Below are 24,235 nucleotides of genomic sequence, written 5' to 3' on the forward strand. Positions count from 1 at the left end.
CGCAACTATATACGATAAACACTCTTGGTCATTACTTTTGACATCTGTCTCCACCAACACCCTGTATCCAAGGACTTTTATTATGGAAACACTACTGATCATACTGGCGGTGCTATTTGTGGCGCTGATTGTTATTCTGCCGCTGGTTGAGAAATATGCGCCGAAAGGTGAGTCGCGTGATTATGGCAACCTCACGCGATTCATTTTCCCTCTGATGGTCGTGTTGATTTTGGCGCAAATGATTCGGCATTTCTTTTTCTGAGTCGTGCTGCCAGCCCAAGTCTTCTGTGCCGGTTCCTTCAGGGCACGCCTATGAGGAAAGCTCAGACTCCCGGGCTGCTAGTCACGATTATGCGCAGGCACGAGAACCACAATAGTTAAGGCAACGCCCCGTTACACGAAACCAACACTTCTCTATTAACGCGTTCGGTTCGCCGGTCGTTAAGTATCTTTATGAAATGGTTCGATTATTGTCCGCTGTTACCCAACATCTCGCATCAAGCGACGCCTGGTGCGAGATGTTGAGTAACCACTCGCTTTTCAGCTCTGTCGTGGAATCTGCTATTCCCGTTATGTGCTGAATAATGATTGGCAAGCCCGCAAGGTTATCTGGAATATGAAAAAGTTATCGCTTAAGTTCAAGCTTTACGTGTTCGTTATCAGCTTGTTGCTGGTGATGGGTGTCAGCATGGTAATAACATCACAAGTATCGCTCAGCCAGATGGAAGGTCGTCTGGTGTCAGAAACCAGCCAGCTGGTGCAGAGGATTGTAATGGATCGTCTGTCCGCTACCGCCGGTGAGTATGGGGAGGAAATTAGCGGTCAGCTCAATGCTGCGCTCAAAGTGCCCAATGTGGTTGGAAGTATTATTGAACAAAATATTGCTGCGGGCAGTTCATCGCAGATCAGTCGCAGCGGGTTATCGGATGCGGTGCGTGCCGTGTTGACATCGGAGGGTTACCTCATTGCTATGTACGCACAATTTGAGCCTGATGCTTATGATGGCCTAGACCGATACTTCAACGATGGCCTTGATGATCACAGTACCGATATTGGCACGTTGGAAATTTATTATATTCGCGATAGCAAAGGCAACATTCAGCTGGAGCGGGTGGAAGATCCTGATGAGAAATACGATGAAACCCTGAGCGAGTTTGGTGCTCGTAAAGCAGAGTGGTACCTCTGCCCTATGGAGACCAAAACGGCCTGCATAATGGAGCCTTACAATTACGAGATTACAAAGGGCTACACCGAACTGATGACGACTCTTGTTGTTCCTATTATGAATGGCCAAGAATTTGCTGGCGTCGTTGGTGTGGATATTAATCTAGAAACTTTGCAAGAAACCGTAAAAGCGGTCAGTCAGCAGCTTTATGACGGTCAATCCAGGGTCACCTTATTGAGTGAGCAGGGGCTCATTGTTGCGGCCAGCCACAATAGCGATGCGCTGGCTCGGCCTCTGGCGGAGGTAATGCCGGAACTGGCGAGTGAAATGGCGGGGCTACACCGTTCCGGCGGGCGTTATGATGACGGTGAAACACTGGCGGTTTCTTATCCAGTTCCCATAGCGGATACGGGAGTAGAATGGTCTTTGCTGGTTGAACTGCCGCGCGCAACAGCACTGGCAGAGCTGGATGAAATCGCCACCTTGCTCTCTGAAGAGGTTGCGGCCACGGCGCAGCGCCAACTGCTGGTCGGTATTGTTGTGTCAATTCTGGCGGTATTGCTGCTGATTGTGGTGGTTCGCTCGGTGGTCCGGCCACTGGATGAAATCCGCGACCGGATGAAGAATCTCAGCAGCGCCGATGGTGATCTGACTCGTGAGCTTGATATTGATACCCATGCAGAGTTGATTGACCTTGCCGGTGGCTTTAACACCTTTCTCAGGCGTCTGCGGGATATGATCAACGATCTGAAAGCGGTGAATGTTCGCGTTCATCAGCAGGCAGCGGAAGTGGGGACTATCGCCCGTGACACGGAAGAGAATACCGCCAGACAGCATCGTGAAGTCGACAGTGTGGTCACGGCGATGAATGAGATGTCTGCCGCTGCTGGCGAGGTCTCCGGGTTTGCCAGCGAGTCAGCAGAGAATGCGCGCCAGGCACAGGACGGTATCCGCTTTACTCAATCCACTCTTGGGTCTGCCGTCGAGGGTGTCAGTGCGCTGGCTGGTGATATGGTTGAGGCCAGCGAGGCTATCGGTCATGTCGCCAGTCGCAGTGATGAAATTAATCGGATTCTGGATGTTATCAGGGGTGTTGCCGAGCAAACCAACTTGTTGGCTTTGAACGCTGCTATTGAGGCGGCGCGGGCAGGTGAGCAGGGCCGTGGTTTTGCGGTGGTGGCGGATGAGGTGCGCACATTGGCCTCGCGCACACGGCAATCAACAGATGAAATAAGCAAGATGATTGATGGGTTGCAACAGGACGTGCGACAGGCGGTTGGCGTTATTAACGCCGGTGTCGATCGGGCGACCATGGCGGTTGAGGGTACCCGCGAGGCGGACCAATCACTGGCAACTGTCGTAACGCGCATAGACACTATTGTTGAACATGTGACCCAGGTGGCGACTGCAGCGGAAGAGCAAAGCTCCGTGAGCGAGGAAATTAACCACAACCTGACCGCCATTGGTGATGCCGCCAGTGACCTGCGTGAATTGGCTCAAAGGCTAAGGGGCAGTGGCGCATCTCTGGATAATGAAGTTGAAATACTGGATGGAGAACTGAACCGTCTGAAAACTTGAAAAAGATGAGGGAGCTGTTCTGGTTTCGGCGCTTATGCGCCGGCGCACCATTGCATGCGATCACAAGCTATGGTGCTTTTGCAGCCGGCGGTAACTGATTTCAGCTTTCCATTTCCGCTTTATATTCCCCAGAGCTGGCCGCGCCGTTGAGCCTGGCCCGTTTGAACATGGCGGTCTGGGCAGCGTGTGTGTTGCCCAGTTTTCCGGCCCAAGCCTGCTGTGCCGGTTCCTGCAGGGCGCGCCCATAAGAAAAACTCAGGCTCCAGGGTTGCTGGCCAAGGCTGTTCATCGCGTTCAGGTTGAGGGTAGCTTCTTCGGGAGTCTGTCCGCCGGAGAGGAAGTTGATACCCGGAACAGCCGCCGGAACAACCCTGCGTAATACCCGCAAAGTAGCTTCTGCTACTGCTGCCGGAGATGCCTTCGCACACGCTTTGCCTGGCGTTACCATGCTGGGCTTTAGAATTATGGTTTCCAGCTGTATGCGGTGGCGGCGCAAGGCGTTGAAAACCTCCGCAATCACGGCTTCATTCACTTCTGCAGACCGTTCGATGGTGTGGTTGCCATCAATCAGCACCTCTGGCTCTACAATGGGCACAATACCTTTGGACTGGCATAAAGCGGCATACCGGGCCAGCATTTCAGCGTTGGCTTCCACCGCCTGGCGTGAGGGCAGTGTGTCGGAGACGTTGTACACAGCACGCCACTTGGCAAAACGGGCGCCCTGGTTCTTGTAGATTTCCAGCCGGTCATCCAGGCCGTCGAGGCCGTAGGTTATTTCATCGCCCGGAGCGTTGATCAGGGGCTTTTTCCCCGTATCTACCTTGATGCCCGGCACAATTCCCTGGTTTTCCAGCAGCTTGACGATCGGTACATTATCCAGGGTGTTCTGACTCAGGGTTTCCTCAAAAAGAATCACACCGCTGACAAATTCTCCAAGCCCGGGTGTGGAAAAGATTAGGCTGCGGTACTCCCGGCGTTTATCTTCTGTGGATTCAACACCCACCGCATCGAAGCGTTTCGCGATAGTCGGGTGGCTTTCGTCCGCAGCAAGAATACCCTTGCCTGGCTGAACAAGATCCTGAATCGTTGAATGTAATTCGGCGTGAATATCCATGCCCGCTCCTATGCCATATTGAATGTTGTAATCTTTTTCGGCTCTCTTTGCTCAACAGTATAGTCCGCCTATTGGCCATAGGTGCTGAAGTGCCGCTCACATCCAAGGTAGGGGACAGATTTCAAATCTGTCCCCGGATTCAACGCTCAGCTCGGTTCCGGCCGGGTGTGCACGTGAATGTCACGCTGCGGGAACGGGATGTCTATGTTCGCTTTGGCTAAGGCTTTTGTGATGGACGCGTGAATTTCGTGAGACAGCGGCATCATGTCTGTCAGCAGGTCTTTTACAAACATCCAAACCTCGAAATTAATACAGCTGTCGCCAAATCCGACACAGAAAACAGCCGGGGCAGGGTCATCCACGACACGCTCGTTATTTTGGGCCACCTCGGTAAGTATGGCCTGAACCTGGTCTACGTCACAGTCATAGGCGACACCCACCTTCACGACGATTCGGGTAATCGGGTCTGACAATGTCCAGTTTGTAAGATCTTGGGTAACAAAAGTTTTATTAGGAATGATCTGTTCTTTGCGATCCCAGTCGACCAACGTCGTTGCGCGAATGCGTATGCGTGACACCGTGCCGGTAATGCCGCCAATGGTGACCGTGTCACCCACCCGAATAGGGCGCTCGAAAAGCAGGATGATGCCCGACACAAAATTGGCGACGATTTCCTGAAGCCCGAACCCAAGGCCAACCCCTAGAGCCGCGATTAACCACTGCAACTTGGACCACTGAACACCAATTACCCCAAGGCAGAACACCACGCCCAGAAGTACCACCACATAGGTTGTGATGGTTGTGATGGCGTAACCGGAGCCAGGTTGAAGGTGCATTCTGCTCAGAATGGTCACTTCCAGCGTTCCTGGAAGGTTTTTGGCAGCAATAACGGTACCCGCGGCAATCAGCACCGCCAGCAGCGCATCGGCCAGCGTGATAGGTAGTGGGTCACTACCGTTTAAGTCCGTTGTAATGGTCCACAGGGTGATGTTGTTAAACAGTTGTAGGGCGGGAATAACATCGGCCCACAGAAACATAAGGCCGGTCAGGGCTAGCACATAAACCAAAACCCGAAGCAGGGAAGAGCTCTGCTGGCTGATGTCTGCAAGGTCCATATCCGGCATATCCGGCGTCAGTGGAAGAGCATCGCTGGGTGCGTCGACTGTTTCCTTTTTAGCCTCCGCTATTTTATGTTCGGCCGCGCGCTGTTCTTTCAAGCGTTCAAGAGTGATTCTGCGTTCACGCACGGAAAGCGCTCTTAAACCGAGGTAATAAAGCAGAGCATTAAACGCCAGCCAGCAGATAGAAATGAACAGGCTGCGTTCGAGCTGAAGGGCGGTGTAGTGGTAGCCCACCAACGATGCTATGGCCAGCGCGAGCGGTGTAGCAACGGCAATGAAATGGAGGAAATATAAAAACCGGCTGGGAGGTCTGTGCGCTCGTACGGCGGCCATAATGCGCTGAGCGAATATCGCCAGCACAATAGACACCACCGTAAACAGCAGGCGGCCGAGGCTGTCATCAAACTGTGCGCCTTCGGGAGTTGAGCTGTAAGCGGTGGTCACAATGGCAACGGGTATAACAAACGCCATAAGAATGGGGATTGCCCGGCGAATTGCCTGCAGGGAGCTGGAGTTCCAGTGAAAGTGGTCTTCCCCAAGCCCCTTTTTACGGGCAACGTTGCGAATAAACGCCAGCAAAAACATGATGGAAGCGGCCGTGGTAAAGCCTTTGGATAACGCCGAAAAGAACGCGGTGCCTTCCATAAGTAAAAGCGCTGCCAGGGAGAATACAAGAACGCCGGGCAGCGCCAGCAGAACGCTGTTCATTAGCGCCAGCAGTGTAGAGGCTGTGCGGTCGAGCCCCACATCGCCGATAAACTGGCCGGTTGCGATCAGGTTTTCTATGATCGCATGTCGTTTGAAGGTCAGTACGATGAGCAGCAATACGATTAGCCCAATGCGGCCAGCACGTTCAGTCAGCGACGCGGATAAGGCTTCTTTCAATGGGGCATATTTGAGCTCCGAATGCAGCCACTGGATTGCCTGATAGAGCTCACTGAAAGTTTCGATGCCCATTCGCGAGGCACTCGGAAGCCAGAACAGCCTTTGCTGCAAAAGCGTCTGGTATTCCAGCACCTGGTTCTGAAGTGCTGTCACGGTGCCGTAATAATCATTCAGAACGTCGATATGCTCGGTAACCGATTTGTGGAGTGCTCGCAGTAAGTCCGATCGGCGGCTGCGCAGTTGGCCACGAACATCGTCGCCGGGCCCAGTAATGGCTTCAAACTCCTCAAGCTTGAGTTGTTCCTCCCGTGCCGCGGAAAGTTTGTCTTGTATGCCTTCAATCAGGTCGCTGGCAACACTCTGCCGCTGAAGCCGTTCAAGCCGCTGTTTTAAAAGGCGGGCATAGTTAGATGTCAGGTTCAGTCCTGCGGTTTCAAGTCTCAGTTCGAAGCTTTCGTATTCGTCTTGCAGGCGGCTGAGTAAAGATTCGGCATAAATCAGCCGTTGACGGCTAGATGCGACGGCAATGCGGCGCTGCTCCAGCGAGAGGCCCAGCGCCCGGACTTGCTGCTGAATGTCGGTGTTAACGGCGTCGGGCAGGTCAATTTCGGGAGTTGCATCTGAGCCGGTCTGCAGCTGAGGTTGTACGGCCGGGCGGGCTTCTTCTGGCTTCTGAGGCGTATCTTCCGCTCGCTCTGGGGTTGGCTCAGCGGCTTTTTCGGTGTCTGCGGCAAGAACGGATGACGTCGAAAAGCAGAGCAGAAAAATCCCGGCCAGCCATGCTGTTAAAAATGCGTGTCGGGAAAAGCGTTGCTTCATGGGCGTGCGATCCTAGCGGTATAAGGCCGGGGACAGATTTCAAATCTGTCCCCGGTTCCCAGCATTATGCTCAAGATGTGCCTGTCCATCACTCCCTCCCGTATTTACTCATGCTTTTTCTTTTGACAGTCTCCGCATTGTCATATCTCCCGCTGACACTGTGCTCCAGACACCATCTGTTTTTTCGATGATTGAGAGTAACAAGGAGAGGCATAATATGGCGAAGCACAACGTTGATTCCAAGTATCTGGATCCCGATTATGAACCAGTTGTAAATCACTCGGGTAACAAAGTATTCGATGATGTGCTGAATGCGCGTGTGCAGCGCCGTACCTTGATGAAAGGCGGCGTGGGTGCGGCGTTGGCCAGCATCATGGGTTTCGGCCTTGCGGGCTGCGGCAGCGATAGCAGTAGCGCTAGTGCAGGTTCAGACCCTGATGGTGATAACGTTAGTAAAACGGCCCTTGGCTTTGACGCGGTCGCCGTATCCACCGCCAATAATGTTGTTGTGCCTGCGGGCTACTCGGCAAAAGCTTTCCTGCCCTGGGGAACCCCAATTACCGGGTCTTATCCGGAGTTCAGGGCTGACGCGTCTAACTCTGGCGCCGAGCAGGAACAGCAAGTGGGCATGCACCACGATGGCATGCACTTTTTCCCGATTGATTTCAAAGCGGGCGGCAACCGCTCTGATGAGGGGCTGCTGGTAATGAACCATGAATACATCAACCAGAAAGCCCTGCACCCTGAAGGTCCCACCTATAACCAGAGTGGGATGCGCCCGGCCGATGAAGTGCGTAAGGAAATAGCCGCTCACGGCGTGTCGGTGGTGCATATAAAGCAAGACAGCGCGGGCACTTGGGATATCGTGTCTGAAAGCCCTTTCAATCGTCGGGTGACGGGCAATACAGAAATGGATATCCGCGGGCCGGTTCGTGGTTACCAGAAGCTGTCAACCCGCTTCAGCCCGAATGGCACCCAGACACGGGGCACGCTGAACAACTGCTCGATGGGCCCTACGCCTTGGGGAACCTACCTTGCGGCGGAGGAAAACTGGCACGGCTACTTTGCGAACGGCTCGCAAACGCAGCCACGGGAGCAGACCCGTCACGGTGTTGGTAACGCTACCCGCTACGACTGGGAACAGGCAGACAGTGGCGAGGATCAGTACATTCGGTTCAACATCACCCCTGCGGCCGAAAGCGCTAAAGACGACTATCGGAACGAAGCAAACACCTTCGGTTATATGGTCGAAATTGATCCGTTTACGCCGGAAAGCAAACCTCAGAAACGCACAGCTCTGGGTCGATTCGGGCACGAGGGCGTCATTTTTGCGCCGGTTGAAGAAGGTAAACCCGTTGTCTGTTACTCCGGCGACGACTCCCGCTTTGAGTATATCTACAAGTTTGTTTCCTCGCGGCCTTATTATGCGGCAACTGCCAGCGGCTATCTGCTGGATGAAGGCACCCTGTATGTCGCACGTTTTAATGAAGATGGCTCGGGCGACTGGCTCGCGCTGTCGCTTGATAACCTGGATTTTGTGGCCCGCGTGCAGGCTGCACAAGGTTCATCGGTGGGTGCAGTTCTGTTCGAGGGTTTTGAAAACCAGGCGGATGTTCTTTTGAATACGCGTTTGGCCGCCGATATTGCCGGAGCTACGCCGATGGATCGCCCGGAATGGGGCGCGGTTGACCCAAACACGGGCGAAGTTTACTTCACCCTTACCAACAACTCACAACGCACGGAAGAACAGGTGAATGCGGCCAACCCCAATGCAGAAAATCGCACGGGCCACATTATTCGCTGGAGCGAAGCCAATAAAGACTTTGCTGCAGCTGAATTCCAATGGGATATCTTTTTGTTTGCCGGGGAGCAGGGTACAGAGACGATCGTAGATGGAAAAGTTGTGGTGTCGCTGACGGATGACAATATCTTCAACAGCCCGGACGGCCTTTGGTTTGACTACAATGGCCGCCTCTGGATTCAGACCGATGGCTCTGACGCCGCACCCTACCAGAACAACATGATGCTAGCGGCCAACCCCGCAACCCGGGACATCAGGCGCTTTTTCGTGGGACCTCAGGGTTGTGAGGTAACCGGCGTTGTGACAACGCCGGATGTTAAATCCATGTTTGTGAACATTCAGCATCCGGCTCGCGATTGGCCCTTTGGCACCGAAGGCGATCATCCACGGGATGCAACCGTCATCATTACCCGCGACGACAACGGCGTGATCGGCGCCTGAGCGCGCGGCCCAACATGGACATGCGGCCCGACATGGAGAGGCATAAGGCAGCGTAAACAAGATAGGGGACAGGTTTCAAATCTATCCCCGGTGTTATGCCCAGAGTGAGCTTGCCCTCACTCCGTTGGTGTTTCATGGCCACCGTTATACGATTCTGTAACCTCGCCGTTGGCGCCTTGTCGGTGTGTTAACTTCCGAGGATGGCTTTCGTTCGGATTGACCGGGCGATGGTTCTGAAACGCAATTCCACCTGAAGGAGGCATAGCGATGTCAGATTCAAACCAGACAATCAATCCGGCAACGGAAGAAGTGATCGAAACCTATTCTTTGATATCCCGGGAAGAGGCCGAAGGCATTGTTGATCAGTGCCACGAGGCTTTTTTGGGCTGGCGGCAAACGCGGTTTTTGGATCGCGCGAATGTGCTGCGCAAAACCGCTGAACTGATTCGCGAGCGCAAGAACGAGTACGCCGCGCTGATGACCCGTGAAATGGGTAAAACCCTGGCGCAGGGCAAGCAGGAATGCGATTTGTGTGCGGCCATTTGCGAGTACACCGCAGATCAGGGCGCGCAGGTATTGGCTGACGAAACCCGCGACATTGACGGTGGCCGCGGCTTGGTGACCTATCAGCCCCAGGGCGTCATTTACGGCATTCAACCGTGGAATTTCCCGCTGTATCAGGTTATTCGTTACAGCGCCGCTAACCTGATGGCCGGTAATACCGTACTGTTGAAGCACGCGGCCAACGTGTGGGGTATGGCAATTGAGGTTGAGCAGCTGTATCGCGATGCCGGCTTGCCCCAAAACGCCTTTCGCACGCTGCTGATCAGCCATGACGTTTCAGACGCGGTGATCGAACACAAGCGTGTTCGCGGCGTTACGCTAACGGGCAGCCCGGGTGCGGGTCGCGTTGTTGCCGAAAAAGCGGGCAAAGTGTTGAAGAAATCAGTGATGGAGTTGGGCAGTAACGATGCCTATTTGGTGCTGGCCGACGCCGACATTGAAAAGGCTGTGAAGTTTTCTGTGCAGGGCCGGGTGTACAACGCCGGTCAAACCTGTGTTGCCGCCAAACGTTTTATTATTGAAGATGCGGTTTACGACCAGTTCCGTGATGCCTACGTTGCCGCGATGAAAAACGTGACATTTGGTGACCCGACTGACCCGCAAACCGATATCGGCCCCATGGCCCGAAAGGATCTGCGGGATGGACTGCACGATCAGGTGCGCAAGTCGATTGACGCCGGCGCCACCTGCCTGCTGGGCGGCGAGATCCCAGAGGGTAAGGGCTGCTATTACCCGCCGACGGTTCTGGAAAATGTCACCCCAGGCCAGCCCGCTTACGACGCCGAGCTGTTCGGCCCCGTGGCCGCGTTGATTCGGGTAAAAGACAAAGCCGAAGCGATCGCGGTTGCCAACGATTCTGTGTATGGCCTAGGTGGTGGTATTTTTTCTGCAGATGAAGCAGAAGCGATCCGCATTGCCCGTGACGAACTGGACACCGGTATGGTGAACATTAATGGCTACAACCTGGCGCTGCCAAACATGCCCTTTGGCGGGGTAAAAGAAAGCGGCTATGGCCGTGAGCATGGTGGTTTTGGCATGCTCGAGTTCGTGAATGTGAAAGGCGTTATGATCAGCGATGGTTGATGGAAGTGAATCGCTGTGAGTCTTAGCAAAAAAGGGGGGACAGATTTTAAATCTGTCCCCCCTTTTTTGCTCTCTCTGCATCTGAAACCCCCAAAAGTTTGACCTTGGGCACAGCAGGGCATGGCTCAATTAGCGGTGTTAGCACTTAAGTTGTACGTTGCGCTGAGCTACAGTTAAAGTGTAAAAGATTTCGACTTTTTAATATTTCAAAGCTTGGTTTAGCAGAAAAGTCGCCTGCGGATGGCTGCATGTTACCAGCAGCGCAAAAGGCATAATTATGCTGAAAGTGGGAGGCAAACAAGCTGCTGGGCTTGATTTTCCCTAAAGTTTTTCAGAAATTTTACGATAAGCGTATAGGTTTTCAATAAATTCAATTGCTAGGCGATCTGCGTCTATTCATTCTGGGGAAAATCATGGGAAACATGAGATTGCGCACCAAATTATTCTTGGTAAACGGGCTAATCTTATTGTTTTTAATTGTTATATCGACAATCGCTTATGTGGGTATTAAGTCTTTGCTATATAACTTTAACTCGGTAGACCACACTCATAAGGTGTTGGCCAAAGCTTCATCTATTGAATCAGCGGCTGTCGATATGCAAACGGGTATGCGAGGGTTTTTGTTGACGGGACAAGAACCGTTTCTCGATCCTTACAAATTAGGTGAAAAACAGATAAACGCACTAATTGATGAGCTGTCAGTAACGGTTGAAAAAGACCCTCCGCAAGTACTGTTGTTGTCTGAAATCAGAGAGACCGTTGCAACATGGAAGCGAGAAATTGGTGAACCGAACATTGCTCTGCGTCGGCAGGTGGGCGTTATAAGAACTCTCTATGACATTGCGAACGTAGTAGGGCAGGCGAAAGGCAAGGAGCATTTTGATAAATTTCGAAAACAAGTTGCTACATTTAAAGAAAGAGAAGAGTCGCTCATGGTGACACGAATGAACTCTTTGAATTCCGATTCGGCTTTTGTGATTAATATAACGGTGTTTGGCACACTGATTGCGATCATTTGCGGTTTTGCTTTGGCTGCATTTTTTGCGAAAAGTATCATGCGCCAACTAGGCGGGGAGCCGGCATATATCGAAAAAATCGCAACGAATGTAGCGGCAGGTGATCTGCAAGCCAACGCTGAGGCAATGTCGCGCAAGAATTCAATTGGGATTTTTGCGACCTTACAGAATATGGCTGAAAACCTACAGGAAAAAGCCGAAGTATTAGAGCGCATTGCGCAAGGCGATCTAACCGTTGAGGTTTCCTTAGCGTCAGAGCGTGATGTGTTAGGCCGTTCGATGCAGAAAATGGTGGCTAACCTAAATGAGTTTTTTGGGAAGGTTCAGACAGCGGGCAATGCGATTTCTGCGGGCAGTGGTCAGTTATCGGGGGCTAGTAAAAAAGTTGCTGAGGGAGCAAATAAACAAGCGTCAAATTTAGAGAGTATTTCATCGTCGTTATTTGAACTAACGTCTCAAACCAATGAAAATGCCGATAGCGCTTTGCAAGCTCAGAAGTTAACAGCCAATGCACAGCAAGCAGCGCAAGCAGGCAGTAAAGAAATGTCGCGTATGATGTTAGCGATGGAAGAAATTAACAGTTCAAGCAAAAATGTTGAGTCTTTCATCAAGACAATTGACGAAATTGCATCCCAAACAAATTTGTTGGCTTTAAACGCCGCGATTGAAGCGGCTCGAGCAGGAGAGCAAGGGCGTGGTTTTGCGGTGGTTGCTGACGAAGTAAGAAATTTGGCCAGACGAAGTGCGAATACGGCCCAAGAGACATCCGCATTGATTGAGAAATCGACTGAAAAAGCTAAAAACGGTATCGATATTGCGGGCAAAACAACGGAGTCATTAAAAAATATATTCGCTAACGTGAACGAAGCATCCAACCTGGTGGCCCAAATAGCGCACGCCTGCAGCGAACAAGCGAAGGCGGCCGAATACATTACCGAGAGCGTTACGGGGATCGAGACGATTACTCAAGCGAGTAACCATACCGCAAAAGAAACGGCCAATACGGCGCTAAAATTGAATGAGCAGGCGGAGTTGCTGGACACGATTCTGAAAAAGTTTCAAATTAAAGCGTAAACGGCGCTGGGTGAACTGTTGGCCTTGAAAACGCACTCAACTTGCGTAGTTCTCGCTTTAGCTCCCAAGGGTGGGACGCTTTATGTTTCGAATTGGGTGCAGGTGATCAAATGTTAACCGATTATTTCAATCGTCAATGGTCTGGCGAAATTGGAAGTGTCGTATATACTCTCTTAGACAACAACGACAACAATAACAACGACAACGACAATAACAGGTGGTGCTCATGCTTCTTTCACATGCTTTTGGATTATTCACGAAACCAGACGCCGAATGGGCTGCCATTCGCAACGAGCACGAAACACCCCGCCGGCTTTACGTTGCCTACGTCGTGATTCTGGCGGCGATAGCACCAATTTGTGCTTACATATCAACAGCTATTTTTGGTTGGAAAGTTGGCAGCGAAAGGATTGTCAAGCTGACCGAAATCAGTGCGGCCCAACTCAGTGTGCTAACGTACATTGCTATGCTGGTGGGCGTTTTTGCACTGGGTTATGCGGTGAACTGGATGGCTAGAACCTACGGTGCCAAAGAAGAAGTAACGCCGTCTAATGGCATTGCACTGGCGGCTTATTCTTGCACGCCGATGTTTCTGGCAGGCTTCGCTCTGCTGTACCCGGTGCCCTGGTTCAATGCGATGGTATTTTTGGCGGCCGCCTGCTACGGCGCCTGGCTGATGTATGACGGGCTTCCCATCGTGATGGGCATTGATCAAGACAGAGCCGTATTTTACGGCGGCGCACTGCTAACCGTGGCCCTTGTCATTCTGGTCGCCACCCGTGTGGGTTCGGTTATTATCTGGAATTTTGTGGCGTCCCCTGTTTTCGTCGGGTAACACGACCCGCCAGTAAGGGTTTTTACGACGATCGCACTGAGCCTCGAAGCTGGAAGTTTCGGGGCTCAGTGCGTTAAGGTTAAAAGAGGTTTAAAACATCACTAAAGGAGCTCCGTGATGCCCTCTTCCACGTCCGATTTCCGCCCTCTGCCCGCGCTGATTGCGATCGCCATCGGATTCTCGATCTGGTTTATTCCCACGCCGGAAGGCGTTTCTGCTCAAGGCTGGCTGATGTTGGCTATTTTTGTGGCAACCATCGCCGCGATTATTAGCAAGGCTATGCCCATCGGTGCCATTTCAATTGTCGCGATTACCGTAGTTGCCGTAAGCGGCGTTACCAGCGATAACCCTGGCACCGCCATTCGTGATGCACTGGGCAGTTTTGATAACTCGTTGATTTGGCTGATAGCCGTGGCCATTATGATTTCTCGCGGGCTTATAAAAACTGGGCTGGGTGAGCGGATTGGCTATTATTTCATTTCCATTTTCGGCAAACGCACGATTGGCATCGGCTACGGCCTGGCGATTTCTGAGCTGGTGATTGCACCGGTTACGCCCAGCAATACCGCACGCGGCGGTGCGATTATTCACCCGATTATGTTGTCTATCGCCAAGAGTTTTGATTGCACGCCAGACAACGGCAATACCAACAAAATTGGTAAGTACCTGGCCCTTGTGAACTATCACGCCAACCCCATTACCTCGGCGATGTTCATTACCGCGACGGCGCCCAACCCGCTGACGGTCAAGCTGATTGCCGACGCTACCGGGTCGGCCATTACCCTAAGCTGGACAACCTGGGCCCTGGCCATGTTGCTTCCGGGCCTGGTCGCCATCGCGCTGATGCCGCTGGTGATTTATCTGATGTATCCACCAGAGATCAAAGCCACTCCCCATGCGGTTGATTTCGCCCGTGAACGCATGAAAAAACTGGGCAAGTTGAGCCGCGATGAGGGCATTATGCTGGGCGTATTTGTCGTACTGTTGCTGCTGTGGGCCGACGTGCCGGCGTGGATTTTTGGGGACACGTTCAAACTGAACTCGACTACCACCGCTTTTGTCGGCCTGTCGATTCTTTTGGTCACCGGTGTGCTGAACTGGAAAGACGTACTCGGCGAGAAAAGCGCCTGGGATACGCTGGTTTGGTTTGGCGCGCTGGTGATGATGGCTACCCAGCTTAACGAGTTGGGGGTGATTGAATGGTTTTCTGGCGCGATTCAGGATGGCATTGTTAGTACTGGCCTTTCTTGGCCGGCCTCCACCGCGATATTGGTGCTGGTGTTTCTGTATTCCCACTATTTCTTTGCCAGCACCACAGCGCACATTACCGCGATGATGGGTGCCTTTTTGGTGGTTGGTCTTAGCTTGGGCGCGCCACCCATGGCGTTTGTGCTGATGATGGCGGCGACGTCGTCCATCATGATGACGTTGACTCACTATGCTACTGGTACTTCCCCGGTTATCTTCGGTTCCGGTTATGTAGAGTTGGGTGAATGGTGGAAGGCCGGGTTTGTAATGAGCGTGGTTAACCTGGCCGTTTGGGTTGTGGTTGGCGGTGTGTGGTGGAAAATTTTGGGGTATTGGTAAAGAAAAAGCTCATCACGTTGAACCTTGGCAGCCGCTTGGCGATACAACATGGCTGATTGGCAACAATGGTGGCGCTGGGTAGTGTGTAGGCTGCTGGCCTGGAATTGATCGAAAAGAGGGGAGATACCCGCAGTTATGACTTCGTTATGGACGACCGTTATTTTAGCAACGCTGGCTGGAGCCGCCATTCCAATCGGCGCAGTTCTGGCAAAGTTTGAGCATATTGGGCCAAGCTGGCTTGAAAGCGAATTCCGCCACGCGGTGATTGCATTTGGTGGCGGTGCATTGCTGTCTGCGGTAGCGCTGGTGCTGGTGCCAGAAAGTGTTGACCTGCTAAGTGGCTGGTGGGTCGCGCTGGCCATGATTGTGGGCGGGCTGGGATTTGGTTTGCTGGATGTGGTGCTGGCGAAGGCTCAGGGCTCGGTGTCGCAGTTGATCGCGATGCTGGCGGATTTCATACCTGAAGCGCTGGCGCTGGGGGCTATGTTTGCGGTGGGCGGCCAGGGCGGCATGCTGCTGGCGCTGTTGATTGCGGTGCAAAATTTCCCAGAAGGTTTTAATGCCTACCGTGAAATGACCGCGGCGGATGATCCGGCCACCATTCACCGTGGCCGCAAAGCTCAAGGTATGAAAGGTAAAAAAGTGCTGTTGATATTCTGCTGTCTGGTGCCTTTGGGGCCGGCGGCAGCTGTTGTCGGGCACGTCTGGCTGGCGCAATACGATGAGGTTCTGGACTTTATTATGCTGTTTGCATCTGGCGGTATTTTGTATCTGGTATTTCAGGACATTGCTCCGCAGGCAAAGCTAGAAAAACACTGGTTGCCGCCTATGGGCGCAGTTCTAGGGTTTTTGTTCGGGGTGTTGGGCCAATTGGCGGTAGGTTGAAAAAAGCCCGGTCAGCAAACGAACTGACCAAGCTTTTTTAATCAGGTTTTAACCACTTGGCAGGCGCGATATCTTCATAGCTTACAGGTTGGCTTCCGCAAATTCCGCCAATGCCGAACGGGGCACGCCTTGTAGGTGTATGTGGCCACCGTGGCGAAACGTTTTGAAGCGTTCGGTCATGTAGGTCAGGCCGGAGCTCAGAGCGCTCAGGTAAGGGGTGTCAATCTGCGCCAGATTACCCAGGCAGATCACCTTGGAGCCGTTACCGGCGCGGGTGATGATGGTTTTAATCTGGTGCGGGGTCAGGTTCTGGGATTCGTCAATAATGATCAGGCTGTGCTGGAAGCTGCGGCCCCGAATGTAGTTCAAGGATTTAAAGTGCAGGGGCACTTTGCTGAGAATGTAATCCACGCTGGCGGTCATGTTCTCGTCGTTTTCGTGCAGCGCCTCCAGATTGTCCACAATGGCGCCGAGCCAGGGTTCCATTTTTTCCGCTTCGGTGCCGGGCAAAAAGCCGATGTCTTCGTCTAACCCCTGGGTGCTGCGGGTAGCAATAATACGTTTGTAGAGTTTGCTGGCCACGGTCAGCTCAATGCAGGCCGCCAGCGCAAGAATGGTTTTTCCAGAGCCTGCGGCGCCGGTCAGGTTCACCAAGTGAATGTCTGGGTCTAGCAGCAGGTTCAGGGCAATGGCTTGATAGATATCGCGGGGAAGCAAACCCCAGACTTCTTCGTTCATCAGGTCGTGCTGGTGCAGGTCGCGAATGACCAGATAGTCGTCGCCAAGCTCGCACACTTTGCCCACAAAACCTTGTTGGTCCAGCACAAATTCGTTGATGTTCAGCCGCGCCAGTTCGCCTTCGCGCTTGAATCTGTGCTCGGTGACGCCATCCCGCTGCTTGGTTTCCACTTTGCTAATGGTGTCCCAGAACGAACCGGGGAACTCGGTATAGCCCCGGGGCAGCAGGCCTATGTCGTCTACCAGCTGATCGTTGTGGTAAGCCTGGGCTTCTACGCCAAAGCCGCGGGCTTTCAACCGCATGTTGATGTCGTTGCTAACCAGAATGATGTCGCGGTCGGTGTGGTGTTTCTGCAGGGCGGCCAGGCTGTTGATAATTTTGTTATCGTTCAGGTGCTCGGGCAGGGCGTGGCCGCTTACCGATTCCGAACTCATCAGGATCGACAGAGTTCCCATGGGCTCAGCTTTTTCGCCCCGTGCTATAGGTACACCGCTTTCAATCTGCTTCGGGCTGGCGTCGCCTAACAGACGGTCGATGGTGCGAATGGCTTGGCGACAATCGGCCGCTACCGTCTGCTTGCCGGATTTCAGGCTGTCGAGCTCTTCCAGCACGGTCATCGGAATGATGACCTGATGCTCGTCAAAATTTAGCAGGGCGTTGGGGTCGTGAATCAGAATATTGGTGTCTAGTACGTACATCTTGAGGCGGTCTTGCGATGCTGCGGGCATAAGGGGCAGTACCTCTACAACGGGCGAATCGGAGGGCGGATACGGGCTGGCCGGTTCAGTCTTGCTTCGCGCAGCGCTGGGTCATATCGCGGTCGGCAATGATCTTGAGTAGATCATACGTGGTTATGATTCCGGTGATTTTTCCATCAAGGGTGACAAATATACGGTGCACATGCTCGGCCATCATGGTTTTGGCAATTTTGCGCACCGGCGTGCCTTCGTCAACAGATAGCAGAATGGGGGTCATTATGTCTCTGACCTCCACCGGCAGTTTGCCCATACCCTCGTAAATAACCATGCGCAAGCGACGGGCCTCGCGGGCTTCGTCTTCCGTCAACTGGGCCTCGGTTTCCGGGCGGCTGGCGTTCCAGCGGAATTCGGTAATATCTTTCAGGGTAACAATGCCGATGATGTCGCCGCTATCGTCGGTAACCGGGCTACCAGCGATTTCGTTGTCGGTCAGAAAGCGTGCCAGCCTGTCCATAGTCCAGGACTGGGGCACCGCTTTGATACTCGGGGTCATTATCTCGCGTGCAAGCAACGGCATGGTTCAGGCAGCCTATGTTTAAAAGAAGGTAAAAGCTTAGCCCGAACCCTTGCCGGCGTCACTTCTCGGGCAGCGTCACGTTCAGTTCAAGCACCGAACAAGTGTCGGTGCGGTCTATCTCTACTTGTACCATGTCATCGCTGATGTCCACATACTTGCGGATAACCGCCAGCAGTTCTTGCTGCAGCGCTGGCAGGTAATCCGGTTGTTTGCGGTGGCCCCGTTCGTGGGCCACAATGATTTGCAGTCGCTCCTTGGCAACACTGGCGGTATTGTTTTTTTTGCTCCTGAAATAGTCCAGAAAACTCATTTGCTAGCCTCCCTTGAACATCCGTGAAAAGAAGCCCTTCTTCTGGGCTGTCATAAAACGGTGTTCCCGTTCTTCTCCTAGCAGGCGCGCCACGGCATCATCATAAGCCTGGCCAGCGTCGCTTTCGGTCTCTAAAATAACCGGAAGGCCTTGGTTAGAGGAATTCAGCACTATTTGGCTTTCGGGAATAACACCCATCAGCGGTATCGCCAGAATTTCTTCTATGTCGGCAACCGACAGCATCTCGCCACGCTCTACCCTTACTGGGTTGTAGCGGGTCACCAGCAGGTGTTCTTTTACCGGATCCTGGCCCTTTTCGGCGCGGCGCGACTTGCTTTGCAGAATGCCCAGAATGCGGTCAGAGTCGCGCACGGAAGACACTTCCGGGTTGGTGACTACAATAGCTTCATCAGCAAAGTACAGAGCCATCTGGGCACCGTGCTCAATACCGGCTGGCGAGTCACAAATGATGTAATCAAAGGTTTGTGCCAGCTCGTTGATGACCCTCTCTACGCCTTCTTTGGTTAGCGCTTCTTTTTCCCGGGTTTGCGAGGCCGGCAGGATGAACAGGGTGTTTACCCGCTTGTCGCGGATCAGTGCCTGGCTCAGTGAAGCTTCGCCTTGAATGACGTTAACGAAGTCGTACACCACCCGGCGCTCGCAGTTCATGATCAGGTCCAGATTACGCAGGCCAACGTCAAAATCTATGACCACGGTTTTGTGGCCACGTTTGGCTATGCCGGTGCTGATTGAAGCGCTGGTGGTGGTTTTGCCAACGCCGCCTTTTCCTGAGGTTACTACAATAATTCTAGCCAAAATTTGGTTCTCGCATTGCGATGTCGTGGTTGTCGAGGCCTAGTAAACCGGTTACTGCTGGCAAATTTAAGCTTGATCAGGCCTTTTCCAGTGGCGTTACCACCATCAGATCGTCCTTGAGCTGAAGTTGCACGGCGCTTTTCCAGCCGCTGCCCTGCAAGTCTTCAGATATCTTATAATGTCCGGCGATAGACACAAGCTCTGCTTCTAATAATTGGCAAAAAATACGCGCATTTTTGTCGCCGTTTACACCCGCTAGTGCGCGACCGCGCAGCGGGCCATAGACATGAATACTGCCCGCTGCCATCACTTCAGCACCGGGCTGCACCGGCGCCAGAATCACCAGGTCACCTTCTGCCGCACAAACCTGCTGACCTGAACGTACTGGCTGGCTGATGATTCTGGCGGGCACCGCCACCGCTGGCGCAGGTATTGGTTTCGCAATGGGTTCGGGGGTAGGCGCCCCGGTGGCGGGCTCGCTGGCGTGATCTTTATCGCGCGCGTTGGTGCCGGGTATTAATGCCAGCGACGCACCGCGGGCCATGCGGCGGTGGTCTTCACTGCCACCACGCACGCCCACGACATGAATATTGTGGCGCCGGCAGGTGCCAATAATGCTGAAAAAATCCAGATCACTGTCCATGCCTTCGTACTTTTCAAGACTTATAATCAGCGGAACGTCTTTGAAAAAGCCGGGTGCTTGGCTGATTTTGTCTCGCAGCGTGGCTTCAAACTCTTTGCTATCGAAATAATAAAGTTCCAGAGCTGTCATCGACACACTGGCGCTTTTCAGCTGAAAGCCCTGTTTAGCGCCGGTGATTGGGGTGTCGGTCATTAATGGTGATCCTGCTTTGGGCCGCTTTGGTAGCGTTGTTTCCACTCATCGTAAGGCATGCCGTAAATTGCTTCGCGCGCTTGGGGGTCGGTCATTCTTACACCCTGCTCCTGTGCTGCGGCAAGATACCATTTTGACAGACAGTTGCGACAAAAATCGGCCAGGTTCATCAGATCTATATTTTGCACCTCGGTATGTTCACGCAAGTGACTAATAAGGCGACGAAAAGCGGCCGCCTCCAATTCGGTGCGCTGGGCTTCTGAAATGGGTTGGATCATGATATCGATGGCCTTTTGCGATGTTAAAAAGATGGATAGAAATTCATGTAATACGGCTTTATAAGCGGCTTGCCGCGGACAGTCCTGACATTCTGAGCAACTGGAGGTAAGATACAAGGCTGTATGCATATACAGCGCGTGCGGTTAAGTGGGGTTTTATGTCTCAACGCAAGATAATTCACGTAGATTGCGATTGCTTCTATGCCGCTGTAGAAATGCGTGATGACCCTTCCTTGCGGAATGTTCCTTTGGCGGTGGGTGGGCAGGGTGGGCGCGGCGTAGTAACCACTTGCAACTACCAGGCCCGTGCTTACGGCGTGCGTTCGGCCATGCCGGGCGGCGAGGCCAGGCGCCTGTGTCCGGACCTGGTGACCGTGCCGGTGGATATGCCGCGTTACCGGGCGGTGTCGCAGCAGGTGATGGCCATATTGCGCGAGGTGACCGATTTGGTAGAGCCGCTGTCGCTGGATGAAGCTTTTTTGGATGTGTCTGACGTTACTGAACACCAAGGCAGCGCCACGCTGATTGCCCGCCACTTGCGCGCGCGGGTAAAGCAGCAAACCGGCATTGTTATTTCCGCTGGGGTGGCGCCCAACAAATTTTTGGCCAAAATTGCCAGCGATTGGGAAAAACCCGACGGCTTGTTCGTGATTCGGCCGCAGGACATTGCCGGGTTTGTGGCCAAACTGCCGGTGCAAAAGTTGTTTGGTGTGGGCCAGGTAACAGCAGGCAAGCTCCACTCCATGGGAGCCCAAACCTGTGGCGACCTTCAGCAGCTGGGCGCGGAAATTCTGATAGAGCGTTTTGGCAAACAGGGTTACCGCCTGCACGAAATGGCCCACGGCCGCGACGAACGTCCGGTGGTGGTGTCGCGCACCGCTAAGTCCCTGAGCGTTGAGCGCACCTTTGCGCAGGATTTGCCAGACAAAGCCGCTTGTGACGCAGTGTTGGTGAATCTTCTAGATGACTTACGCGCGCGCCTTGCCCGCAAGGCGGAACAAAAGCCCTTACACAAACTGTTTGTAAAAATCCGTTACAGCGATTTTTCTACGCACACCTTGGAACGGGTGCGTGAATCCGCGGCGCTGCCTGTTATAGCCGACTACCAACTATTGTTGAATGAACTGATGACCGACACTCGGCGGCCGGTGCGGCTGCTGGGAATGGGCGTAAGGTTTCGGAATGATGAGGCACCGGTCACACAACTGCGATTGTTTGACTGACCGGGCAATAAACGATGCGACAATGTGCGTTGAAACACAGCGCGGAGGCTGAAGTCTATTAGACTTAGGCTTATCCAGTTTGTATAATTTTTTGTCAGCTAACAATTGTTGCCCATTATGATTCTTCGACTATTTTTCACATTGCTCATTATCAATATTGTCATCTTTGCGGCCGGTGCAGATGCGTCTGAGCAAACAGACAATAGTGATCGTGGCACGGTGAAAGAAGCTGTCACTATGGCCGATGTAAAACAGCTGCAAGATGTCATGGCGGGGCGGAGTTACGTCACCATTGACCAAACGGAAGGCAGTACCGATATTCTGGCCGAAGTGGGCTCACGCCTGCTGACCCTGTCGTTGACCCGCCGCGACACTCCCCGCCGCTATGCCTACGAAACGATGAGGGCAGACCACGGCTTTTCCCTGATTGACGAAGGCGCCTGCCTGAATCTGAAGTGGACCTTCTGAAACCGCTGAATCAGCCTGGCGGGACACCCGATTACTGATCTGACGCATTGTTTGGCCGTGCTGCCCATGTGATGATTCTGCTAACAGAATTCATTATGGGCTAACGGGAAACGGAAGATGGCCGAAAATTGCACGATGCGAATGGACGACGCAGACGCCTGTGTCGAAGACGTAATCCGCCGTGTTGGCAACACCATTATTCTTGGTTTGCCTCTGGGTTTGGGCAAGCCCCTGCGCTTTGTAAATGCCCTCTATCAGCGAGCCAAGCGCGACCCCCAAATTGAACTGCACATTTTCACGGCCTTGTCGCTGGTGAAACCCAGTGGCCGTTCGGCCTTGGAAAAGCGCTTCCTCGAACCTTTTTCAGAGCGTTTATACGGCGCGATCCCGGACCTGGAATACGCTCTGGATGTGCGGGCCAACAAATTGCCGCCGAATGTGAAAGTGTCGGAGTTCTTTTTCAAGGCCGGCAGTTTTATGCACAATTCGTCGCAGCAGCGACACTATATCAGCCTGAACTACACTCATGCGGTGCGCGATTTAATGGCTATGGGTATCAACGTGGTGGCTCAAATGGTGGCGCCAGGTGATCAAAACGGTGAGCCGGGTCAGGTGAGCCTGAGCTGCAATCCGGACCTGACCTTGGACATCATCCCGCTTTTGCGCGCGCGCCAGCGCGAAGAGGGTGTGCCCACCGTATTAGTAGGTGAGCTGAACCGGCATTTGCCGTGGTTAGGCCGTGATGCCCAGATGGCCGAAGCCGATATAGACTTGGTATTGGCGCAACCGCAAAGCGATTACCCGATGTTTCCGGCGCCACAAATGGCCATCAGCCCGCCGGACCATTTGATTGGTTTCTATGCCAGCACCTTGGTAAAGGACGGCGGTACGTTGCAGGTGGGTATCGGTTCCCTAGGGGCTGCACTGATCAACAGCACTATTTTACGCCACCGCCATAACGACGCCTGGAAGCACTTATATCAGCACCTGAATATCGCCACCCGTTATCCGGCTGTCGATGGTATTGGTGGCACCGGCACGTTTGATCAGGGTCTTTACGGTTGCAGCGAAATGATCATTGACGGCTTTATGCACCTGTTGGAAGCCGGGGTGTTAAAGCGTGAAGTGTTTGCTCACCAAGGGCTGCAGGAGTTGCTGAACCGCGGTGACATTAGCCCGAAGATCAACCTGGATACACTGGATGTGTTGTTGCGTGAGCACATTATTGCCTCGCCGCTGAGGCTGCAGGATCTGGAATTCCTGCAGCGATTCGGTATTGTGCATTCTGAACTATGTTTGCAGGATGGTCAGCTTAGCCTGCAGAAACGCACTGTGCCTGCCGACATTAACCACCCCGACACCCGCCGGCTGCTGCAAGACGGCGGCCTGGGCGATAAGCTGAGCGAAGGCGTAGTGATGCACGGCGGCTTCTACATCGGCCCCGAATCTTTCTATCAGGCACTGCGTGACCTATCGCAGCAGCAGCGTCAGCGCATCTGCATGACCAGCGTGAACTACATCAATGACCTTTACGACCACCGCTTTGGTAATCAGGCGTTGAAAACCGCCCAGCGCCAGCACGGTCGCTTTGTAAACTCCACCATGATGTACACCTTGGCGGGCGCGGCGGTGTCTGACGGCCTGGAAGACGGTCGCGTGGTCAGCGGCGTAGGTGGTCAGTACAACTTTGTGGCCATGGGTATGGAGTTAGCGGGCGCGCGATCCATTTTGTGTTTACGCAGCACTCGCAAAGCGGCTGGCAAAGTATTGTCGAATATTGTGTTCAGCTACGGCCATTGCACCATACCTCGCCACCTGCGGGACATTGTGATCACCGAATATGGCATTGCCGATTTGCGGGGCCAGTCTGACGAGCAGGTATACCTGCGGCTGATCGCGATTGCCGACGCCCGCTTCCAGGCCGGCCTTTTGCAGCAGGCGAAAAAAGCAGGCAAGGTGGCGAAAAGTTTCAAACCGCCAAAAGCCTGGGTCGACAATGCGCCGGCACACATCTACAAAGCCTTGGCAGCGGTGCCGGGTAACAACCGTTTTCCAGCGTTTCCATTTGGCTGTGACTTTACCGCTGAAGAGTTGGCGATTGCTAAAGCACTTAAACGGATACAGGCTGAAACCGCCACAGGTCGTGGTAAACTCCTGACCCTGGTGCGGGCCGCCTGTACCCGCGACGATCAAAGCCGCTTCCAATCGCTGCTAGAACGTATGCAACTGGCCGCGCCGAAAGGTGTGCGCCAGAAGCTGGACCAGCGGTTATTGATTTACGGCCTGCAACTGACCAATACACCCCTATAAGAGCAATGACGCA

Annotated in this window: 19 protein-coding genes; 11 read left to right on the top strand and 8 right to left on the bottom strand. The window is 53.3% G+C overall.

Translation table 11 applies throughout. The annotated features are described in order from the left end of the window. Positions 1–82 precede the first annotated feature (82 nt). Positions 83–262 (top strand): hypothetical protein, encoded by a 180-nt coding sequence (locus tag MRBBS_RS04325; RefSeq protein ID WP_014870207.1) that lies wholly within the window; start codon positions 83–85, stop codon positions 260–262. A 354-nt stretch (positions 263–616) separates the two neighbouring features. After that, positions 617–2,743 carry a methyl-accepting chemotaxis protein gene (locus MRBBS_RS04330; protein ID WP_041635073.1) on the top strand — a complete coding sequence of 709 codons (2,127 nt, stop codon included), beginning with the start codon at positions 617–619 and terminating at the stop codon, positions 2,741–2,743. Between the two features lie 100 nt (positions 2,744–2,843). On the opposite strand, the gene MRBBS_RS04335 is transcribed toward MRBBS_RS04330, so the two are convergent. Together MRBBS_RS04335 and MRBBS_RS04340 are read right to left on the bottom strand one after the other, a co-directional pair. Further along, entirely contained in the window at positions 2,844–3,857 is a 1,014-nt protein-coding gene (locus tag MRBBS_RS04335) for a class I fructose-bisphosphate aldolase (RefSeq protein ID WP_014870209.1), read from the bottom strand. 146 nt (positions 3,858–4,003) lie between these two features. After that, positions 4,004–6,682 carry a mechanosensitive ion channel domain-containing protein gene (locus MRBBS_RS04340; RefSeq protein WP_014870210.1) on the bottom strand — a complete coding sequence of 893 codons (2,679 nt, stop codon included), beginning with the start codon at positions 6,680–6,682 and terminating at the stop codon, positions 4,004–4,006. Positions 6,683–6,899: 217 nt separating this feature from the next. On the opposite strand from MRBBS_RS04340, the gene MRBBS_RS04345 reads away from it, so the two are divergent. The 6 genes from MRBBS_RS04345 to MRBBS_RS04370 all read left to right on the top strand — a co-directional run bounded on the left by MRBBS_RS04345 (position 6,900) and on the right by MRBBS_RS04370 (position 15,968). Beyond that, complete coding sequence (locus MRBBS_RS04345; protein ID WP_014870211.1) at positions 6,900–8,924, top strand: PhoX family protein; 2,025 nt, start codon at positions 6,900–6,902, stop codon at positions 8,922–8,924. Positions 8,925–9,191: 267 nt separating this feature from the next. Next, a complete protein-coding gene (locus tag MRBBS_RS04350) occupies positions 9,192–10,571 on the top strand; it encodes an NAD-dependent succinate-semialdehyde dehydrogenase (RefSeq protein ID WP_014870212.1) in 1,380 nt (459 codons plus the stop codon). Between the two features lie 413 nt (positions 10,572–10,984). Continuing rightward, positions 10,985–12,661 (top strand): methyl-accepting chemotaxis protein, encoded by a 1,677-nt coding sequence (locus MRBBS_RS04355; RefSeq protein ID WP_014870213.1) that lies wholly within the window; start codon positions 10,985–10,987, stop codon positions 12,659–12,661. 226 nt (positions 12,662–12,887) lie between these two features. Continuing rightward, on the top strand, positions 12,888–13,496 hold the full coding sequence (locus MRBBS_RS04360; protein WP_014870214.1) for a Yip1 family protein: 609 nt from the start codon (positions 12,888–12,890) through the stop codon (positions 13,494–13,496). A gap of 117 nt (positions 13,497–13,613) precedes the next feature. Continuing rightward, positions 13,614–15,083 (top strand): DASS family sodium-coupled anion symporter, encoded by a 1,470-nt coding sequence (locus MRBBS_RS04365; protein ID WP_014870215.1) that lies wholly within the window; start codon positions 13,614–13,616, stop codon positions 15,081–15,083. A 135-nt stretch (positions 15,084–15,218) separates the two neighbouring features. Next, a complete protein-coding gene (locus MRBBS_RS04370; RefSeq protein ID WP_014870217.1) occupies positions 15,219–15,968 on the top strand; it encodes a ZIP family metal transporter in 750 nt (249 codons plus the stop codon). An 81-nt stretch (positions 15,969–16,049) separates the two neighbouring features. Here the strand turns inward: MRBBS_RS04370 and MRBBS_RS04375 are convergent, their stop codons facing one another. The 6 genes from MRBBS_RS04375 to MRBBS_RS04400 form a co-directional block, all read right to left on the bottom strand. Further along, a complete protein-coding gene (locus tag MRBBS_RS04375; RefSeq protein ID WP_050996705.1) occupies positions 16,050–17,405 on the bottom strand; it encodes a PhoH family protein in 1,356 nt (451 codons plus the stop codon). An 85-nt stretch (positions 17,406–17,490) separates the two neighbouring features. Then, on the bottom strand, positions 17,491–17,982 hold the full coding sequence (locus MRBBS_RS04380) for an HPP family protein (protein WP_014870219.1): 492 nt from the start codon (positions 17,980–17,982) through the stop codon (positions 17,491–17,493). 58 nt (positions 17,983–18,040) lie between these two features. Further along, the gene (gene minE / locus MRBBS_RS04385; protein WP_014870220.1) at positions 18,041–18,292 is read right to left on the bottom strand and encodes a cell division topological specificity factor MinE; all 252 of its coding nucleotides are present in this window, start codon (positions 18,290–18,292) and stop codon (positions 18,041–18,043) included. 3 nt (positions 18,293–18,295) lie between these two features. Next, positions 18,296–19,108 (bottom strand): septum site-determining protein MinD, encoded by an 813-nt coding sequence (minD, locus tag MRBBS_RS04390; RefSeq protein WP_014870221.1) that lies wholly within the window; start codon positions 19,106–19,108, stop codon positions 18,296–18,298. Positions 19,109–19,184: 76 nt separating this feature from the next. Continuing rightward, positions 19,185–19,943 (bottom strand): septum site-determining protein MinC, encoded by a 759-nt coding sequence (minC, locus tag MRBBS_RS04395; RefSeq protein WP_014870222.1) that lies wholly within the window; start codon positions 19,941–19,943, stop codon positions 19,185–19,187. After that, on the bottom strand, positions 19,943–20,221 hold the full coding sequence (locus tag MRBBS_RS04400) for a DUF1244 domain-containing protein (RefSeq protein WP_014870223.1): 279 nt from the start codon (positions 20,219–20,221) through the stop codon (positions 19,943–19,945). The genes minC and MRBBS_RS04400 overlap by 1 nt, the downstream gene beginning before the upstream one ends. A 158-nt stretch (positions 20,222–20,379) precedes the next feature. Here MRBBS_RS04400 and dinB point away from each other — a divergent pair, with 158 nt between their 5' ends. The 3 genes from dinB (at position 20,380) to MRBBS_RS04415 (ending at position 24,222) form a co-directional block, all read left to right on the top strand. Further along, positions 20,380–21,444 carry a DNA polymerase IV gene (dinB, locus tag MRBBS_RS04405; RefSeq protein WP_014870225.1) on the top strand — a complete coding sequence of 355 codons (1,065 nt, stop codon included), beginning with the start codon at positions 20,380–20,382 and terminating at the stop codon, positions 21,442–21,444. A gap of 117 nt (positions 21,445–21,561) precedes the next feature. Further along, entirely contained in the window at positions 21,562–21,912 is a 351-nt protein-coding gene (locus tag MRBBS_RS04410) for a hypothetical protein (RefSeq protein WP_014870226.1), read from the top strand. Positions 21,913–22,029: 117 nt separating this feature from the next. Next, positions 22,030–24,222 carry an acetyl-CoA hydrolase/transferase C-terminal domain-containing protein gene (locus MRBBS_RS04415; protein ID WP_041635074.1) on the top strand — a complete coding sequence of 731 codons (2,193 nt, stop codon included), beginning with the start codon at positions 22,030–22,032 and terminating at the stop codon, positions 24,220–24,222. The last annotated feature ends 13 nt before the right edge of the window (positions 24,223–24,235 follow it).

This window comes from Marinobacter sp. BSs20148, assembly GCF_000283275.1.
GTDB lineage: Bacteria > Pseudomonadota > Gammaproteobacteria > Pseudomonadales > Oleiphilaceae > Marinobacter > Marinobacter psychrophilus.